This is a genomic window from Lachnoanaerobaculum orale (genome assembly GCF_003862485.1).
Taxonomy (GTDB): Bacteria; Bacillota; Clostridia; order Lachnospirales; family Lachnospiraceae; genus Lachnoanaerobaculum; species Lachnoanaerobaculum orale.
Genome location: NZ_RRCM01000001.1, coordinates 190,417 through 206,745, shown reverse-complemented (window position 1 = coordinate 206,745; position 16,329 = coordinate 190,417). Strand labels below are relative to the sequence as shown.

At 38.2% G+C, this 16,329-nt stretch carries 15 protein-coding genes; 3 read left to right on the top strand and 12 right to left on the bottom strand.

The features are described from left to right. Positions 1–12: 12 nt before the first annotated feature. From EHW90_RS01070 to EHW90_RS01060, 3 genes are read right to left on the bottom strand one after another with little or no spacing between them, the layout of a single operon-like run. Positions 13–1,035, bottom strand: coding sequence for an ABC transporter permease (locus tag EHW90_RS01070; protein ID WP_124950547.1), 1,023 nt, complete (start codon positions 1,033–1,035; stop codon positions 13–15). Continuing rightward, entirely contained in the window at positions 1,025–2,563 is a 1,539-nt protein-coding gene (locus tag EHW90_RS01065) for an ABC transporter ATP-binding protein (protein WP_124950545.1), read from the bottom strand. Before EHW90_RS01065 ends, EHW90_RS01070 begins: the two co-directional genes overlap by 11 nt. 13 nt (positions 2,564–2,576) lie before the next feature. Next, entirely contained in the window at positions 2,577–3,764 is a 1,188-nt protein-coding gene (locus EHW90_RS01060) for a BMP family lipoprotein (RefSeq protein WP_330507716.1), read from the bottom strand. 366 nt (positions 3,765–4,130) lie between these two features. Between EHW90_RS01060 and licT the strand changes: the two genes are divergently transcribed. Genes licT through nagE form a run of 3 tightly spaced genes read left to right on the top strand, consistent with a single transcriptional unit; the run spans position 4,131 to position 6,946 of the window. After that, positions 4,131–4,967 carry a BglG family transcription antiterminator LicT gene (gene licT, locus EHW90_RS01055; protein WP_124950541.1) on the top strand — a complete coding sequence of 279 codons (837 nt, stop codon included), beginning with the start codon at positions 4,131–4,133 and terminating at the stop codon, positions 4,965–4,967. Positions 4,968–4,969: 2 nt separating this feature from the next. After that, positions 4,970–5,446: a PTS sugar transporter subunit IIA gene (locus EHW90_RS01050; protein WP_124950539.1), complete on the top strand. Its 477-nt coding sequence runs from the start codon at positions 4,970–4,972 to the stop codon at positions 5,444–5,446. A gap of 54 nt (positions 5,447–5,500) precedes the next feature. Next, complete coding sequence (nagE, locus tag EHW90_RS01045; protein WP_124950537.1) at positions 5,501–6,946, top strand: N-acetylglucosamine-specific PTS transporter subunit IIBC; 1,446 nt, start codon at positions 5,501–5,503, stop codon at positions 6,944–6,946. A gap of 77 nt (positions 6,947–7,023) precedes the next feature. On the opposite strand, the gene nox is transcribed toward nagE, so the two are convergent. The 9 genes from nox to EHW90_RS01000 form a co-directional block, all read right to left on the bottom strand. Then, complete coding sequence (gene nox, locus EHW90_RS01040) at positions 7,024–8,358, bottom strand: H2O-forming NADH oxidase (protein WP_124950535.1); 1,335 nt, start codon at positions 8,356–8,358, stop codon at positions 7,024–7,026. 197 nt (positions 8,359–8,555) lie between these two features. Next, entirely contained in the window at positions 8,556–9,851 is a 1,296-nt protein-coding gene (locus EHW90_RS01035; RefSeq protein ID WP_124950533.1) for a TRAP transporter large permease, read from the bottom strand. Then, positions 9,848–10,384 carry a TRAP transporter small permease gene (locus EHW90_RS01030; protein WP_124950531.1) on the bottom strand — a complete coding sequence of 179 codons (537 nt, stop codon included), beginning with the start codon at positions 10,382–10,384 and terminating at the stop codon, positions 9,848–9,850. The genes EHW90_RS01035 and EHW90_RS01030 overlap by 4 nt, the downstream gene beginning before the upstream one ends. Before the next feature lie 54 nt (positions 10,385–10,438). Further along, on the bottom strand, positions 10,439–11,521 hold the full coding sequence (locus EHW90_RS01025; protein ID WP_124950529.1) for a TRAP transporter substrate-binding protein: 1,083 nt from the start codon (positions 11,519–11,521) through the stop codon (positions 10,439–10,441). A gap of 122 nt (positions 11,522–11,643) precedes the next feature. Next, positions 11,644–12,360 carry a response regulator transcription factor gene (locus tag EHW90_RS01020; protein ID WP_124950527.1) on the bottom strand — a complete coding sequence of 239 codons (717 nt, stop codon included), beginning with the start codon at positions 12,358–12,360 and terminating at the stop codon, positions 11,644–11,646. A 21-nt stretch (positions 12,361–12,381) separates the two neighbouring features. Further along, positions 12,382–13,842 carry a sensor histidine kinase gene (locus EHW90_RS01015; protein WP_124950525.1) on the bottom strand — a complete coding sequence of 487 codons (1,461 nt, stop codon included), beginning with the start codon at positions 13,840–13,842 and terminating at the stop codon, positions 12,382–12,384. 77 nt (positions 13,843–13,919) lie between these two features. Next, positions 13,920–14,591, bottom strand: a complete 672-nt coding sequence (locus EHW90_RS01010) for a hypothetical protein (protein WP_243113877.1) — start codon at positions 14,589–14,591, stop codon at positions 13,920–13,922. Then, a complete protein-coding gene (gene nrdG, locus EHW90_RS01005; protein WP_124950523.1) occupies positions 14,563–15,111 on the bottom strand; it encodes an anaerobic ribonucleoside-triphosphate reductase activating protein in 549 nt (182 codons plus the stop codon). The genes EHW90_RS01010 and nrdG overlap by 29 nt, the downstream gene beginning before the upstream one ends. Beyond that, on the bottom strand, positions 15,111–16,139 hold the full coding sequence (locus EHW90_RS01000; RefSeq protein WP_124950521.1) for a 3-deoxy-7-phosphoheptulonate synthase: 1,029 nt from the start codon (positions 16,137–16,139) through the stop codon (positions 15,111–15,113). Before EHW90_RS01000 ends, nrdG begins: the two co-directional genes overlap by 1 nt. Positions 16,140–16,329: the final 190 nt, after the last annotated feature.

Below are 16,329 nucleotides of genomic sequence, written 5' to 3'. Positions count from 1 at the left end.
TTACTATACATTCTATTTCTTTTCTTTTAAAAATTTTACTGCCAAAAATAAAATCATTATGCCCTGAATTAATGCAACAATTTCCTTTGGTACTGAAGTATACATATTTATACTGTCACTACCCGTTTTTAATGCCGCATAAAATATTGAGGCTACCAGTATACCGATTGGAGTATGTCCACCCAGTAAAGCAACTAACATACCGTCCCAGCCTAATCCCGGATTACCCGAAAAACTTAAAGTATACTTGAATTGATCACTTAGCATCCAGCCAGCTCCCGCCATTCCTGAAAGCGCTCCACTAAGTAACATAATGACCATTATTTTTTTTCCAACATTCATTCCACAAGCTTCTGCAAACTCGGGATTTTTTCCTATTGCTGTTATTTCATATCCAAGCTTTGTTTTTTTCATAATAAAATACATCACAATCAATACAATAATAACAATGACAAAGAAAGCAGTTATTCTAGACTTGCCAAATCTACTAAACATAGCTATATCATTGATAGTTGGAGTCGCTACATATCCGGCACTTTTATCTTTAAAAACACCTGTTGTTAAAAATTCTAAAACCTTAACAACTCCATAATTAAGCATAAGAGTTACTACCATTTCATTTACATTACATTTCACCTTTAATATGGCAGGTATCATGGCAAAAGCCATTCCACAAATAATTGCAACTATTATGCAAATAAACTTTTCTATAAAAGGATTTCCAACTGATATACTTGATCCTACCAATCCTGCAAAAAATCCTCCCAAAAGCATCTGTCCTTCCACTCCCATGTTATATACATTAGCCTTAAACGTCACCGCTATTGCAAGTCCTGTCAGAATCAATGGTGACGCGTAATGAAGGGTATCCAAAAATCCTTTACTTGTAAACAATGATTTTTTTAGCAAAATCCAATATGCATATAACGGATTGTTTCCTGTAAACAAAATAATAATTGCACCTAGGGCAAATGCAAGAATAACCGGAATTAATGAGTTTATAATATGTTTTAAGGTTTCATTGTTATTTCTCATGCTTATTCTCCCCTTTTATTCCTGCCATCAAAAGACCTATCTCAACTGTTGACACTTCCGTCGGAGAAATCTCTCCCGTAATTTGCCCCTTATACATTACTATAACTCTATCAGATAAACTCATTATTTCTGATAATTCACTTGATACTAAAATAACGGTATTACCTTGGTCTCTGAACTTTATAATTTCATTGTGAATAAATTCAATAGAACCTATATCTACTCCTCTTGTTGGTTGACAAGCCATAAGTATCTTAGGTTTTGATGCAAGTTCTCTTGCAATAATTACTTTCTGGGCATTTCCTCCCGACAGATTTCCTATAACCCCATTCTTATCACCTAATCTTATATCAAACTCATCAATGTATTTGTCTCTTATTTCATCTATTTTTTTCGAGTTATATAATCCATATTTTAATATTTCTTTATTATCATGATAGCCTGCAATGCAATTATCGGAAACACTCATTTCTCTACATAACCCTGTAGCGTATCTATCTTCCGGAATAATACCGATTCCTTCTTTTCTAAGTTCTTTTGGCCACCGGTTTGTCACATTCTTACCATATAAGATAACATTTCCACTCTCGGCTTCCATAAGTCCCGTTAATACTTTTATCAGTTCCGATTGTCCATTTCCTTCTACTCCGGCTATTCCAAATATTTCACCCTTATTTACTTTAAAAGAGACATTATTGATAACTTTCTTACCATCGTCATTTAATACATTTAAGTTATCAACTTGATATACTACTTGTTTTTCTACAGTATGTTTTCTATCATTTTGTACTGTCAAACATACATCTCTTCCTACCATCATTCTTGCAATCTCTTTTTCATCAGTATCCTGTTTTAAAACATCTCCGACAACATTTCCATGTTTTAACACGGTGATACTATCTGCAAGCTCCATTACCTCTCTCAGTTTATGTGTGATAACTATTATTGTCTTTCCCTGCTCTTTTAAAAGCTTTAATGTTGCAATTAAATCATCAACTTCTTTCGGAGTTAATACAGCAGTGGGTTCGTCCAAAATAAGTATATCCACATTTCTATAAAGCATTTTAAGTATTTCAACTCTTTGTCTTTCACCTATAGAAATATCTTCGATTTTATCTGTTGGATTTAATTGAAGATGGTTATCCTCAATCATTTTTGCAACCTTTTTTATCTCTTCTTTTTTATCTATCAGAGGACTATTTTTCTTTTTTATTTCCACACCGAGCAAAATATTCTCATATACTGTAAGTGAGGAAACTAACTTAAAGTGTTGATGTACCATGCCTATTCCTACTCCTATTGCGGTAAGAGGGTTGGTCATCTTTACTTCTTCACCTCTAATAAGTATTTTTCCGGAGCTTGGAGCAACCAAGCCATACAACATATTCATAAGTGTTGACTTACCCGCTCCGTTTTCTCCTACAATACACCTTATTTCACCTTCTTTTATGTCCAAAGATATATTATTATTAGCGACAAAATCTCCAAACTTTTTGGTCAAATTTATTGTTTGAATTATACTTTTCATATATAGTATCCTGTTACTTTATTTTTACATTAGGACATTTACTCTGATCAAACTCTTCCCCATTTTGAGCATTAGTTACTTTAATAGTTCCGTCAGCAATTTTGCTTTCTACATCCTTTACTTCGGCCTTTATTTCTTCCCATTTTTCTTTTCCTGAATCTTGTACATGTTTGCTTATTTCAGCTAAATCCGTAATAGATGTTGCACCTGAAGCTAAAGAATATGTTTGTACTCTATCCATGCTATCAAGCTTTCCCTCAATTGAAGCTTTTATAATTTCATAAACCGGTACATCTGTATTCTTCATAACACTTGTAAGTATATATCCGGGTTGCTGTGCATCTTTATTAGCATCTACCTGTATTGCAAGTTTTCCTTCCTCTTTAGCCTTTGACGCAACTCCGTCTCCTACTGCTCCTGCTACCGCAAATACTACATTTGCACCCTGATTATAATATGTACCTGCCACTGTACTTCCTGTAGCCGAGTCAGCAAAACCTGCGTCATACTTTGAATAATAGTCATAGTTTACACCAAATTTTTCTGCTTCATAATTTATTCCTTCTATATAGCCATATGAGAATACTGTAATACCGTTAGAGTTTGTTCCACCTATAAAGCCTACAGATCTTCCACCATTTTCAGGTGAAGTAAACTTATATTCTGTATCACCAAAGAGTTCTTTTGCATTTTCATTTACAAGTGTTGTCAATGCACCTGCAACAAATGATGATTCATGTACATCAAAGAGTACACTTATTACATTATCATGAATCTGCTTTCCCTCACTATCCTTATTTGGATTATCATTCATACAGATAAATGTGGTATCAGGATACATCTTAGCAATTGCATCTGCTCCACCTGTACCATTAATCAATGCTTCAAAATCATATTCCAAATTAAATATAATCTGATAACCGTCATCTGCCAAACTCTCCAATGCCTTCGGAACTCCTGTTGTAGGTTCAACCACCTTATACTCAATTCCAAAGTCTTTTTCAGCTTTTTTTGCTCCTTCAATTGCAGTTTGATTGTAGCCATTATCATTTTGTCCCGCTGCTGAACATATAATAGCCACTTTCAAATTCTTACCACCACTTCCGGATTTTTGTGACTCATTTCCTCCACTACATCCTACTAATGTCCCGGCTACCATCATCATAGCCATAGCTGCACTCACGAATCTTAATTTTCTCATTTTCATTCCCCTTATACGTTATTACATCATGTTGTCATGACGTCATTATTAGTTGTATTTATACTAACATAATATAACGCTTTTGTAAATATTTAAAGCGAAAATCTACACTCCCTATCACCCTACTAACCCAAGTTCCACTTTTCTAATCATTACTTCTCCACTCTTCCCTCCCTTTTATTTATTTTGCCCAATTTCCCGCCTTTTCTTCTGGTATTCTGCCAATTGTCATTGCTTAAGAAATATGTTAGAATTTCTTCATAAGATTTTATATTTAGGATTGTTACTGAGACGCAGGCAAGACCGAATGACCGTATTTGTACGGTTTATTTGGTCTTTTTATTATTTTATGTTTATGGTGGTGCGATGATCATTGAAAAAATTATAAACAACAATATTGTCTTGACCCATGACCATAAGAACAGAGAAGTCATTGCCATGGGTAAGGGCATAGGTTTCGGCAGGCGAAAGGGCGATACGGTATCACAATCGGAGATTGAAAAGGTATTTCGCATAAAGGAAAATGAAACGCTTTTAAAGTTTCAGGATATGATTGCCGATATACCTATGGAGAGGTTGATACTGACTGATGATGTTATATCCTATGCTATAAATGTTGAAAATTTGAAGCTGAGTCAAAACATCTATCTTACATTGGTCGACCATATCAACTTTGCCATTGAAAGATTTAAAGAAGGTATGACTCCCGAAAACGCTCTTATGTGGGAGATTAAGAGATTTTATCCGCAGGAATATGCGCTGGGGCTCTATACGCTGAGGCTGATACATGACAGAATGGGACTTTTGCTTCCCGACTCGGAGGCGGGCTTTATTGCACTTCACTTTGTCAATGCACAGTACAGCACACATATGAAGGAGACCCTGAGCCTTCCGCATCTTATGCGAGATATAATGGACATTGTAATGAGTGAATTGAATGTAAACTTAAATGAAAATTCTATTCACTATGAAAGATTTGTAACCCATATAAAGTTTCTTATTCAAAGGCTGTATCACAATGAGATGCTTTCGGATGAGGACACAATATTTGAAGATATGATGAAGGAAAAGTACCCTCGCGAGTTTGAGTGCGGAAAACGAATTGCAAAATATATAGAACATGAGACCAAATCAGGTATAACGAGAATGGAAATGACCTATCTTGCAATTCATATAAAAAGGGTAACTATGTCGGAGGAGTAAATATGTTCGGATTTTTTAAGAAGAAAAAAGACACACTTTTAAGCCCTATGGCCGGAAAAAGTATATCTATAAAGGAAGTCCCTGATGAGACGTTTTCATCGGAGATGCTTGGAAAGGGAGTTGCGATAATACCAAGTGACGGTCTTGTCACCTCTCCTGTAAACGGTACCGTAAGTATGATCTTTGATACTTTGCATGCCGTCAGCATAATGGCGGATACCGGAGAGGAAGTACTTATACATGTCGGACTTGATACCGTAAAAATGAAAGGCGAAGGATTTGAAGCCTTTGTAGCGGTAGGTGATATAGTGAAGGCAAAGGATCCTCTTTTAAAAGTCGATTTGAATAAAGTAAAAGAAGCGGGATTTGACCCTGTCACAGTTATGATTATTTGCAACAGTGACAACTACAAATCAGTTGAGAGTGTCACCGATATAACTGTGACAAATAACAGTGAAATATTGGTAGTAATACCATAATAAACTTTTCTCTTTGAACGGCCGACAAAGAGAACACGAAATAAGGAGAAATTTATGAAGTATTTACAACGACTTGGGAAGTCTTTGATGCTTCCTGTAGCCTGCCTTCCTGTGGCGGCGATTTTGATGGGTATCGGTTATTGGATTGACCCTACAGGCTGGGGCAGCAATAATATAGTTGCGGCTTTCCTCTTAAAAGCGGGCAGCGCCATCATTGACAACATGGCAATCCTCTTTGCTATAGGCGTTGCGGTAGGTATGAGTGATGACGGAGACGGTGCCGCAGCCCTTGCCGGACTTGTTTCATGGCTGGTTGTTACAACTCTTTTATCAAAGGGTTCAGTAGCTATGTTTACAGGTGTTGAGGCTGATGCCGTACCTGCGGCTTTCGGTAAAACTCAGACTCAGTTTATCGGAATTATCTGCGGTCTTATAGGTGCCATTTGCTACAATAAGTTCAAGACTACAAAGCTGCCTGACGCTCTGTCATTCTTTAGCGGTAAGAGATGTGTAGCTATTGTTACAGCAGGATTTTCTCTTATTGCGTCACTTATACTTTTCTTTGTTTGGCCTGTTGTTTACGGCGCATTGGTAAGCTTCGGTGAAGCTATTATGAGCACCGGTGCCCTGGGTGCCGGAATATACGGATTCTTTAACAGACTTTTGATTCCTTTCGGACTTCACCATGCACTAAACTCCGTATTCTGGTTTGATGTGGCAGGTATCAATGATATCGGCAAATTCTGGGGAAGCGCCGACGGCGGTGTACTCGGACAGACAGGTATGTATATGTCGGGATTCTTCCCTGTAATGATGTTCGGACTTCCGGGTGCCGCACTTGCTATGTATCACACAGCTAAGGATTCAAGAAAAAAGGCGGCTTACGGTCTTTTACTCGCTGCCGCTCTGTCTTCATTCTTTACAGGTGTTACAGAGCCGCTTGAGTTTGCATTTATGTTCCTTGCACCGGTACTTTACCTTATCCATGCTCTTTTAACAGGTATTTCACTTGCAATTGTGGCATTACTTCCTATAAGAGCGGGATTTAACTTCAGTGCAGGTCTTGTAGACTGGGTACTCAGCTTTAAAGCTCCGTTTGCACAAAATCCGATACTCTTAATACCTATCGGCATTGTTTACGGCGTAATATACTATGCAATATTCCGTTTTGTTATCACCAAGTTTAACTTAAAGACTCCGGGCAGAGAAGACGACGAGGAAGAAGAGAAAAAAGCTGTTTTATCTAATGATGACTTTACTGCAGTTGCAGCTATTATCTTGGACGGTGTCGGCGGTCCTGAGAACCTCACATCTATTGATAACTGTATCACAAGACTTCGCCTTGAAATCAAAGACTATACAAAGGTGGATGAAAAGAAGATAAAATCCGCAGGTGTTGCAGGTGTTATCAGACCTTCAAAGACTTCCGTACAGGTTATTATCGGTACAAAGGTTCAGTTCGTAGCGGACGAGTTTAAAAAACTTGCAAAAAACAAATAATATATAACACACCTCATAACAAACGGCTGTCGCAATGATTTGAATCACTGCGACAGCCGTTTTAATTTATCTTTATTTTATTTTGCGGATAATGCAGCCATTGTGATGTAGTTATAAGGCTGATTGAAATGTGGAAGGAAGAAAATATCAAGCAGCTTTAACTTGTCTATAGTTACCTTCTCCTGTATTGCAAGTGAGAACATATGTATACCCATTGACATATCATATGTTGATGCCATCTGTGCACCTACTATCACTCTTGTCTTTGCATCATATACTATCTTAAGTTTTACCTTAGGATTGGTTGTTTCAATGAATGTTGCCTTTTGCAAATCTTCATATGAGGTTGAAAGCACATCCATATTAAGCTGCTTTGCCTTCTGCTCGCTAAGACCTGTGGATACAAGCTTTAAGTCATAGATTGAGATGGCGTTTGAACCCTGAACACCTATTGTCTCCAGCTTTTTGCCACAAGCATTATATGCCGCTATAAGGCCTGAACGTACAGCATTGGTTGCAAGTGCTATATATGACTTCTCTCCTGTAGCATTGAACTGTACGGTTGCGCAGTCACCTATTGCGTATACATCCTTTATACTTGTCTGCTGAGTAGCGTCCACTATATATGCACCGTTCGGCATTGTTTCAAGGCGTCCCTTTCCAAGTTCGGTATTCGGTCTGAATCCGATAGCAAGTATTACCATATCACACTGATATTCATTCTTATCTGTGACAATTGCCTCTACTTTACCGTTACCCTTGATTTCCTTTACGGTCTCACCGAAAGCAAGCTCTATTCCGTGGTCACTCAGGTTCTTGTCCATCATTGCACTGAACTCGGTATCATAGTAGCTTGAAAGTGAAGTCTTTGCTATATCCACTAAAATCACTTTCTTATGATGTCTTTCAAACGCCTCTGCAAGCTCCACTCCGATATAACCGGCACCTACTACGGCAATTGTCTTTATATCAGGGTTTTCAAGCTTCTTTATTACCTCTTCGGCATTTTGGAAAAGCTTCACCAGCTGAACATTCTCCAAATCTCTGCCCGGTATTGGAGGTACTATAGGAAGTGAACCTGTAGCAAGTATCAATTTGTCATAGCTTTCTTCCACCTCTTTACCGTCTTCCAAAGTTGCAATGACAACCTTTTTATCAAAGTCGATATTTTCAACCTTGCTGTTCATATTTACCTTTGCGCCCTGTGACTCAAGCTTTTCCTTGTTTGAATAGAAAAGTCCGTCAGGTTTTGATATCTGTCCGCCTATCCAAAGTGCCATACCGCAGCCTAAGAAGCTGATATTTGAGTTCTGATCAAATACTACCACCTCATCTCCCTCATTAAAACCTGTAATCGTATTGATTGCACAAGTACCGGCATGGTTTGCTCCAACTACTACTATTTTGCTCATATTTCCTCCAAAATATATTTAATAATTATTTTTGACTTACTTATACAGCCTTTTTAAAATCTGATTGTATTCTATTGGATTGTACTATGTTTTATCTTTTAAAACAAGTCTTTTGAGATGTATACATTTAAATTTTTTAAAATATAATAATAAAAAGCCGTTACAAAGAATTTTAATCTTTGTAACAGCTTTTCATTCTATAAGCTACCGAATAATACAGGAAGTCCCAAGCTTATCATCGGTATAAATGTTATAAGTAAAAGTGTGATTATCATGCAAAGATAGAAAGGTAATGTCGCCTTTACGACCTTTTCCATAGGTAGTTTTGCTACCGCCGAACCGATAAAGAGTACTCCGCCTACAGGAGGTGTAAGAAGTCCGATACCGCAGTTTAATATTACCATTATACCGAACTGTATCGGTCCGATTCCTATAGAATTCGCTATCGGCAAAAGTATAGGTGTGGCAATAAGTATAATCGGTGCCATATCCATAATACATCCGAGTATAAGCAAAATGAGGTTAAGTAAAAGTGCTAAAATTATAGGATTACTTGTAAATCCTGTGATAGCACTTGCCGCCATATCAGGCACATGAAGTGTTGTAAGGCAATATCCGAATATACTTGATGTCGATATAAGTATAAGCACTATTGAGAGTGTATTTATACACTCTTCAAGTGTCTTCCATACGCCCTTCCAGTCAAGTCCCTTGTATATGAACACGCTGACAATAAGGCTGTAGATAACCGCAATAGCTGCCGACTCCGTAGCTGTAAACACACCGCCTACTACACCTACCACTACTATAAGCACTGCTGCCAATGCCCAGAATGATACGCTAAGCTGCTTTAAAAGCACCTTCATCGAGAACTTGTCACCCTTAGGGTAATTCCTTCTGACAGATATGATATAGGATCCGATCATAAGTGATACCGCAAGCAATGCGCCCGGTATATATCCTGCAAGGAATAAGCTTCCTACAGATACTCCGCCTGCCGTGGTCGCATAGATTACCATGTTATGTGACGGAGGTACCAAAAGTCCCTCACATGATGAGGTGATTGTTACGGCTGTTGAAAAATCCGCGTCATATCCCTGGTCCACCATCATAGGTATAAGTATTGAACCTAAGGAAGCCGTATCGGCAGAAGCCGAACCTGAAATGCCTCCGAAGAAATATGAAGCTACGATATTTACCATTGCCATACCGCCACGCATCCAGCCTACACAGGCATTTGCCAGTGCAATAAGTTTTTCTGAAATTCCGCCGCTGCCCATCAAACAACCCATTGTGATAAAGAAAGGCACCGCCATAAGTGAAAATGACGATATACCTTTAACCATCTGCTGACATATGGTAGATAAAGGCTGGCCTTGGGACAAAAGGCAAAGCAGTGATGAAAGTGCCACCGCGTAAGCAATCGGGAAACGCAAAAATATCATTACAAAAAAGCTGATAAGCAATATAGCTATTGCAACTCCTGTACTCATGCCTTTACCTCCTGTGTATCTTCGTTCAAACAAAGAGCCTTAAAGTGATTATAAAGCGCCTCAAGCTCAAATATAACCATTGCGACTCCGGCTAAAGGTACCGGAAAATACTGCCAAAACTTTGAAAGCCCCGGCATACTTACATATGTACCCTTTCCGCCTATCTTTGTTGCATAGCTCCATCCTACAACTATCATAACTATTGCAAGTATCATCACCGCCAAATCTGATAATACATCCAAGAATCTTACGACATTCTTCGGCAAGTATGTGTCAAATGCGGTCATTCTGATATGTGCACCCCTTCTTATAGCAAGCGCTGCAGAAAGTACCGCCATATATGCCATGAATGTAAGTACTATCTCCTCACTCCAGGCAGGATCCGGTATAAATGAGATATACCTTCCCGCAACCGACATGGTCGTAATGGCTATATCTCCGATTAACAAAATTTTACATAAAAACAGAACAAACTTATATGTCATATCATATGCAGGTTTTATTCTGTCCACGGCCTTAAAAAAGTCTGACATCTCTACCTCTATTCTATCAGCAAACCTCAAGAGAAAGTCCCAAGAGGCGGCTTATTATTTGTCCAAATCAAGTATCTTCTGATAAAGTTCTTTTTGATCTGCGGTATATTTTTCTACAACTCCCTTTGTTGCCTCTCTCCAAGGTGTTTTGTCATCTACCTCTACAACATTTACCTTATTTGCCTTAAGGTCTTCCAATACCTTATCCTCGGCCTTTTGTGCGATATTTCTGTTTACCTCTCCTACATACTTTCCGGCTTCAACCAAGATATCCTGCTGCTCCTTTGTAAGCTTGTCCCATGCTTTATCTGTGATAACTACCTGGAACGCTCCGAGGGTATGTCCGTCAAGTATGATATTCGGTGCAACCTCAGGGAAGGCGTTTGACTTATAGTTTGTTATAGGCTGCTCCGCACCGTCTACAACTCCTGTCTGAAGTGCAGAGTAAAGCTCGTTGAATGCAACTACTGTAGGTGATGCTCCGAGGCCCTCAACCATACCGTTCATAATAGGATCGTTTGACACTCTGAGTTTCATTCCCTTAAGGTCTTCAACCTTTGTCACAGGGCTCTTTGTAAAGAAATTTCTGAATCCCTCTTCTCCGTAGTACAGACTCTTAATACCGAGGTTAAGATCTGATGTCTCCTGTAAAAACTCCTTTGAAAGGTCACTGTCTACAAACTTCCAGAAATGCTCTCTTGAGTTGAAAGTATAAGGCATTGAAAGAAGTGAAGCCTTCTTTGCGCCGTAACTTGTAAGAGCAAATGCGGATATTCTTGACATATCTACAGTACCTGTTCCTCCAAGCATTCCGTCAAGTACATCGTTTTCAGAACCCAGTACGCCGCTTGCCTGTATATCGATGTGAATCTTTCCGCCTGAAAGCTCTTCAACCTTTTCTTTGAATGCGGTTCCGCTCTGTCCTACGATTGTATCAAGCGGGTTTACCTCCGCATACACCAAAGTTACCTCTGCTCCGTCAGACTTATTGTCTGCTTTGCTGTCTGCCTTTGCATCTGTGCTCTCACCTGCAGCCGCAGCTGTTGTGGAAGTCATCTCAGGACTCTTCATAGAGCATCCTGCAAGTGCCGATACTGTCAATGTAGCCAATGCCATTGCTAAAAATCTCTTTTTCATATTTCCTCCGAAACTAAATACTAAGGCCAATCTCATAGCCTCAAAACCTTATGTATCCATTCTATATTTAAGGAAATATTCTTTAAATAGTAATATTTTAATAAAACAAGTAAATTTTTAACCTAACCGTTATGCTTGCTTCTGTATTCCGACGGGCTCATACCTATCGACCTTTTAAACACCTTTGTAAAGTAATTTGAATCAGCATAACCCACACTTTTTCCGACCTCTTTTATGTTAAAACTTACATCCTTTAGCAGTAACTTTGCTCTGTCTATCCTGATTTTGGTCAGATAGTTGATAAAGTTGTCATCAAATAGTTGCTTAAATACCTTTGAAAAGTATACATCCGAATAACCCAGTATACCTGCAACATCTTTTGCACTTATATCCTTTTTATAGTTCCTGTCAATATAATCTTTTATTACATCCTTTTGAGAATGTACAATACTGTCTGTTTTTTGCATACTTCTTACATTTTCTATTGCGGTATTTATAAGTTCACAGAGTTTTTCCTCTTTCCATGGCTTTAAGAGGTAGTCAAACGCCTTGATATGCATTGCTTCTATGGCGTAGTCAAACCTGTCATACGCCGTTATAAATATGATAATACAATCCGCATACTTTTCTTTTATATACTTTGCAAGCTCAATACCGTTCATTCCGGGCATTTCAATATCTAAAAGCGCTATATCCGGTTTCACCTCGTCACATATCTGTGACGCCTTCCTGCCGTTACTTGAAGCAAAAATTTCAAGTTCGTCTACAAAATATTTTTTTACAGTCTTTTCAAGGACTTTAAGTTCCAAATTTTCATCATCCGCTATCAATAAATTCATATCCCCTCCACGATCAAATATTTACACCTGCGGTATCAAAAAATAAACTACGGTCATCTTGCCTTCTTTAGAATAAATTCTCAAATCTCCGGTCTTATAAATATTTTTGATACGCTTATATATATTTCCAAATCCTATACCTATCTTTGCGGTAGATCTTTTTTTCATAAAATCTCGAAGTTCAGACAGCCTCTCGCCACTCATACCCACTCCGGTATCTGCAACTATTATATGCAGCATTTCATCCTTTTCCCACACTCTTATTACAACCTTGCCGCCCTCTTCCTTTTTTGAAATACCGTGCACTATAGCATTCTCGACTATAGGTTGCAAAGAAAACGAAGGAATGTAAACTTTATCATCCTCCACCTTTGAAACTATCTCATATGATACCCTGTCGCCGAAACGCATCTTTTGTATATACATATAGTCCTTTACTATACTGAGTTCTCTCTCAAGACTCACCTGTTTTTCATCGGTCTTTAGGCTGTAACGAAATATATTTCCCAAGGCTCTTATCATATCCTCGGTGTCCTTTGCATCTTCAAGGTTTGCCGATGCGGCTATTATATTCAGTGTATTGAATAAAAAATGTGGATTTATCTGACTTTTCAGTAAATCAAACCTTGCTTCATTCAATCTCTTTTCCATCTTCATCTTCTCCATGGCTTCCTTGTGGAGAAGCTCGGAAAGCTCGTATCTTTCCTCAAGACTTGTGATATATCCTGCTGTGGCATGCTTCATCTTATTGAAAGCATTGACCAAATCCCCCATTTCATCCTTATTTTTAACATCAATATCCCTGTCACAAAACCTGTTCTTTGCTATATTCTTTGACACTTCCACCATCTTGTTTATAGGTGCGAGTATCAACGCCTGCAATCTGATTGCCATATATATTATCCACACTATGATGGGAAGCAGGACGATACCTATTATAAAAGGGAGTCTTTTAAAAAATTTTTCCTGCTTTTGATAGACTTCATTATTCTCACTTAATGTAATATCCATCAACCTTTCGCCGTATTCTATCAGATAGTCCTGCATCTCATATATATCATAGACCTTTTCTATAAAATCATTTGCATCATAGTCGGAGTCTATAATCTCCTGTCTTTTATCGGCATACACAGGGTAGCTGTTTTTTATACTCCAAACTCTTGCATATCTCTCGGTATCCATATGGCTTAGGTCAAGAGGAAGCTTATCCACTATCTCATCCGTTCTCTCACAGCTCTTTAAAAGCTCTTCTTTTTTGTCTCTGTTCTTTATATAATAAGCAAACTGCGCCTTTTCGTTGGTCAAGGCATCCTGAAGCTCATAACAGACTGATATCTCTTTAAGTATCTCACCGAAGCCTGAAGATGTATATTCCACCACAAAGAAATCAAAGCATATATCCACAATAAGTGCCGATATTACCGCAATTATGAAAATACCTATTTTATATTTTATAGATTGATTAAAGTTTTTCCTTTTCATATCCTACCGTCCAAAAATATATATAAGAAAAGGATACTACAGAAAAATAAATTCTTCTACAGTATCCTAAAATATGGCTATATCTCCAATATATTTGAAAGCAAAAATCCGAACAGAGTACTTCTTTGGTATCTGCAAAAATCTCTGTAAGAAACCTTATATCTTCTTCCCCACGATGAAATATAGAAAAACACGTCTCCCGCATCATCTTTGCAGTCATATATAGTCACATAATGTGAGTACAGCTTTACGGTATTGCCGGTATCTATATCCACTGCATCCACTCCGTCGGATTTTTTTAACAGACTTGGACCTATACCGAGTATTACAGGTCTGTTGTTTTTCAGACTGAGCTTTACCTTGTGAAGTATATTAAGGCTGTGTCCCCACCTTGCTTTCATCTTTATATTGTTACCTGCAAAATATCTGTTTATACCTTTTGCAAGTGCAAAGCCTGTAAGACCCTTTATAAAGATATTATTCAATATACAAAAATATTTCTTATAAATGCTCAGTACAAATGAGATAAATGTATCCTTACTTATCTCAGATCCGCTTTTATATTCCGCTCTGAAAAAGCAAAGCAAGAAATTGCATACTGCCACTATACCGCAGCCGTACTCTGATATATCTTTATACCCGAGAGGCAAAAACCATGCTTGATTGCCTCCTATATATGTGGTGTTTTTATCCTTGACAATAAGGTCTTTTTCCATATGCTTACATGCTGTGGGAGGCGAATATGGCATCTCCCTCCCAAAGTACCACTTTGTTATCTTTTATGCTTCGCTTCACATCTATAAGTCTTTGATTGGAGCTTCCTCTGAACCTGAGCGTGATATCATGAAGTTCTTCCACGAACTTTCCGTCAACTATCACATCGGTAGCATTTAAAATCTCAGGAGTCGCCTCACAATATGCTCTACCTCCAGGTACCAAGTCCACATCAAATGTATAACCTGAGTATATCCAAAGGCTCTTATTCGGGAATCTTTTTTTAAACTCTCTTATTAAAGGCAAGATACCTCTTTGATTGACCTTTTCCATAGGTTCGCCGCCCAATATGGTCATTCCCGATATATAATCAGGCTCTATTGAAGCCATTATCTTCTCGATCGTTTCATCACCGAATTCTTCACCGTATTTAAAATCCCATGCCACCTCGTTAAAGCAACCTTTGCAGGCATGTGTACAGCCTGATACAAAGAGTGATGTCCTAACTCCGGGACCGTTGGCTATATCATCGTATTTTATATTTGCGTAGTTCATTATAAAATCTCTGCCATCTCCAAAAGAAGCTTCTTTGAGTCCTCAAAGCTAAGGCAAGGGTCCGTGATGGACTTTCCGTATATATGCTCTTCTATCTTTTGATTTCCTTCTTCGATATAGCTTTCAATCATTACACCCTTTACAAATTTTCCGATCTCATCAGAATATCTCATTGAGTGTAACACTTCTTTTACAATACGAACCTGCTCTTTGTACTTCTTATTTGAGTTTGAGTGATTTGCATCCACTATAACCGCCGGATTTACAATATCTCTCTCCAAGTACAAATCATGTAAGAGTTTCAAATCCTCATAGTGATAGTTCGGCAGACACTGTCCGTGCTTATTTACCGCACCTCTAAGTATCGCATGAGCAAGCGGATTGCCGTCAGTCTTTATCTCATAGTTTCTGTAGATAAATTCATGTGACTGCTGTGCCGCATATATTGCATTGAGCATTACGGACATATCACCGCTTGTAGGATTCTTCATACCTACAGGAACCTCCGCACCTGAAGATGTAAGTCTGTGCTGCTGATTTTCCACTGATCTTGCACCTACGGCAATGTAGCTTAATACATCGTCAAGGTATCCGAGGTTGTCAGGATAAAGCATCTCATCCGCTGTAAACATTCCCGTCTCTTCCACTACTCTAAGATGCATCTTTCTTATAGCCACAAGTCCCTCATGTACATTAGGCTTTTTCTCAGGGTCCGGCTGATGCAAAAGTCCCTTATATCCGTCACCGTTTGTTCTCGGCTTATTTGTATACACTCTCGGTATAACTATTATCTTATCCTTTATCTCATCCGCTACCTTCGCAAGTCTTGTAACATAGTCAAGTACCGAATCTTCATTATCTGCAGAACAAGGTCCTATAACCGCCAGAAACTTGTCACTCTTTCCTGTGAAAACATCTGCAATATCCTTGTCAAAGTCCTTCTTTTTTTCCTTTAAATCCTCTCTTAAAGGATATTTTGCTATTATTTCCTCCGGACTTGGAAGATTGCTGATATATTTTATTCCCATAACTTCCTCTTTCTATTGAATAAGTATTTTTATACCGATGCCCGACACTCTAACGAGCATGGTAGAATTAGCTGTAAGTTTAAGCCGTCGGCATTTGCCGACATGGCTGCAACATTTAAACAGTATATAGTAATAAGAAAAAATTATCAAGTCTTTATTACTTTAAAGTGTTGAACTTTAAACTTGCAAA

Excerpts from the sequence above, each read along its gene's own strand:
- EHW90_RS01070 (WP_124950547.1), bottom strand. The coding sequence starts at position 1,035 with ATGAGAAATAACAATGAAACCTTAAAACATATTATAAACTCATTAATT.
- EHW90_RS01065 (WP_124950545.1), bottom strand. The coding sequence starts at position 2,563 with ATGAAAAGTATAATTCAAACAATAAATTTGACCAAAAAGTTTGGAGAT.
- EHW90_RS01060 (WP_330507716.1), bottom strand. The coding sequence starts at position 3,764 with ATGAGAAAATTAAGATTCGTGAGTGCAGCTATGGCTATGATGATGGTA.
- licT (WP_124950541.1), top strand. The coding sequence starts at position 4,131 with ATGATCATTGAAAAAATTATAAACAACAATATTGTCTTGACCCATGAC.
- EHW90_RS01050 (WP_124950539.1), top strand. The coding sequence starts at position 4,970 with ATGTTCGGATTTTTTAAGAAGAAAAAAGACACACTTTTAAGCCCTATG.
- nagE (WP_124950537.1), top strand. The coding sequence starts at position 5,501 with ATGAAGTATTTACAACGACTTGGGAAGTCTTTGATGCTTCCTGTAGCC.
- nox (WP_124950535.1), bottom strand. The coding sequence starts at position 8,358 with ATGAGCAAAATAGTAGTAGTTGGAGCAAACCATGCCGGTACTTGTGCA.
- EHW90_RS01035 (WP_124950533.1), bottom strand. The coding sequence starts at position 9,851 with ATGAGTACAGGAGTTGCAATAGCTATATTGCTTATCAGCTTTTTTGTA.
- EHW90_RS01030 (WP_124950531.1), bottom strand. The coding sequence starts at position 10,384 with ATGTCAGACTTTTTTAAGGCCGTGGACAGAATAAAACCTGCATATGAT.
- EHW90_RS01025 (WP_124950529.1), bottom strand. The coding sequence starts at position 11,521 with ATGAAAAAGAGATTTTTAGCAATGGCATTGGCTACATTGACAGTATCG.
- EHW90_RS01020 (WP_124950527.1), bottom strand. The coding sequence starts at position 12,360 with ATGAATTTATTGATAGCGGATGATGAAAATTTGGAACTTAAAGTCCTT.
- EHW90_RS01015 (WP_124950525.1), bottom strand. The coding sequence starts at position 13,842 with ATGAAAAGGAAAAACTTTAATCAATCTATAAAATATAAAATAGGTATT.
- EHW90_RS01010 (WP_243113877.1), bottom strand. The coding sequence starts at position 14,591 with ATGCCATATTCGCCTCCCACAGCATGTAAGCATATGGAAAAAGACCTT.
- nrdG (WP_124950523.1), bottom strand. The coding sequence starts at position 15,111 with ATGAACTACGCAAATATAAAATACGATGATATAGCCAACGGTCCCGGA.
- EHW90_RS01000 (WP_124950521.1), bottom strand. The coding sequence starts at position 16,139 with ATGGGAATAAAATATATCAGCAATCTTCCAAGTCCGGAGGAAATAATA.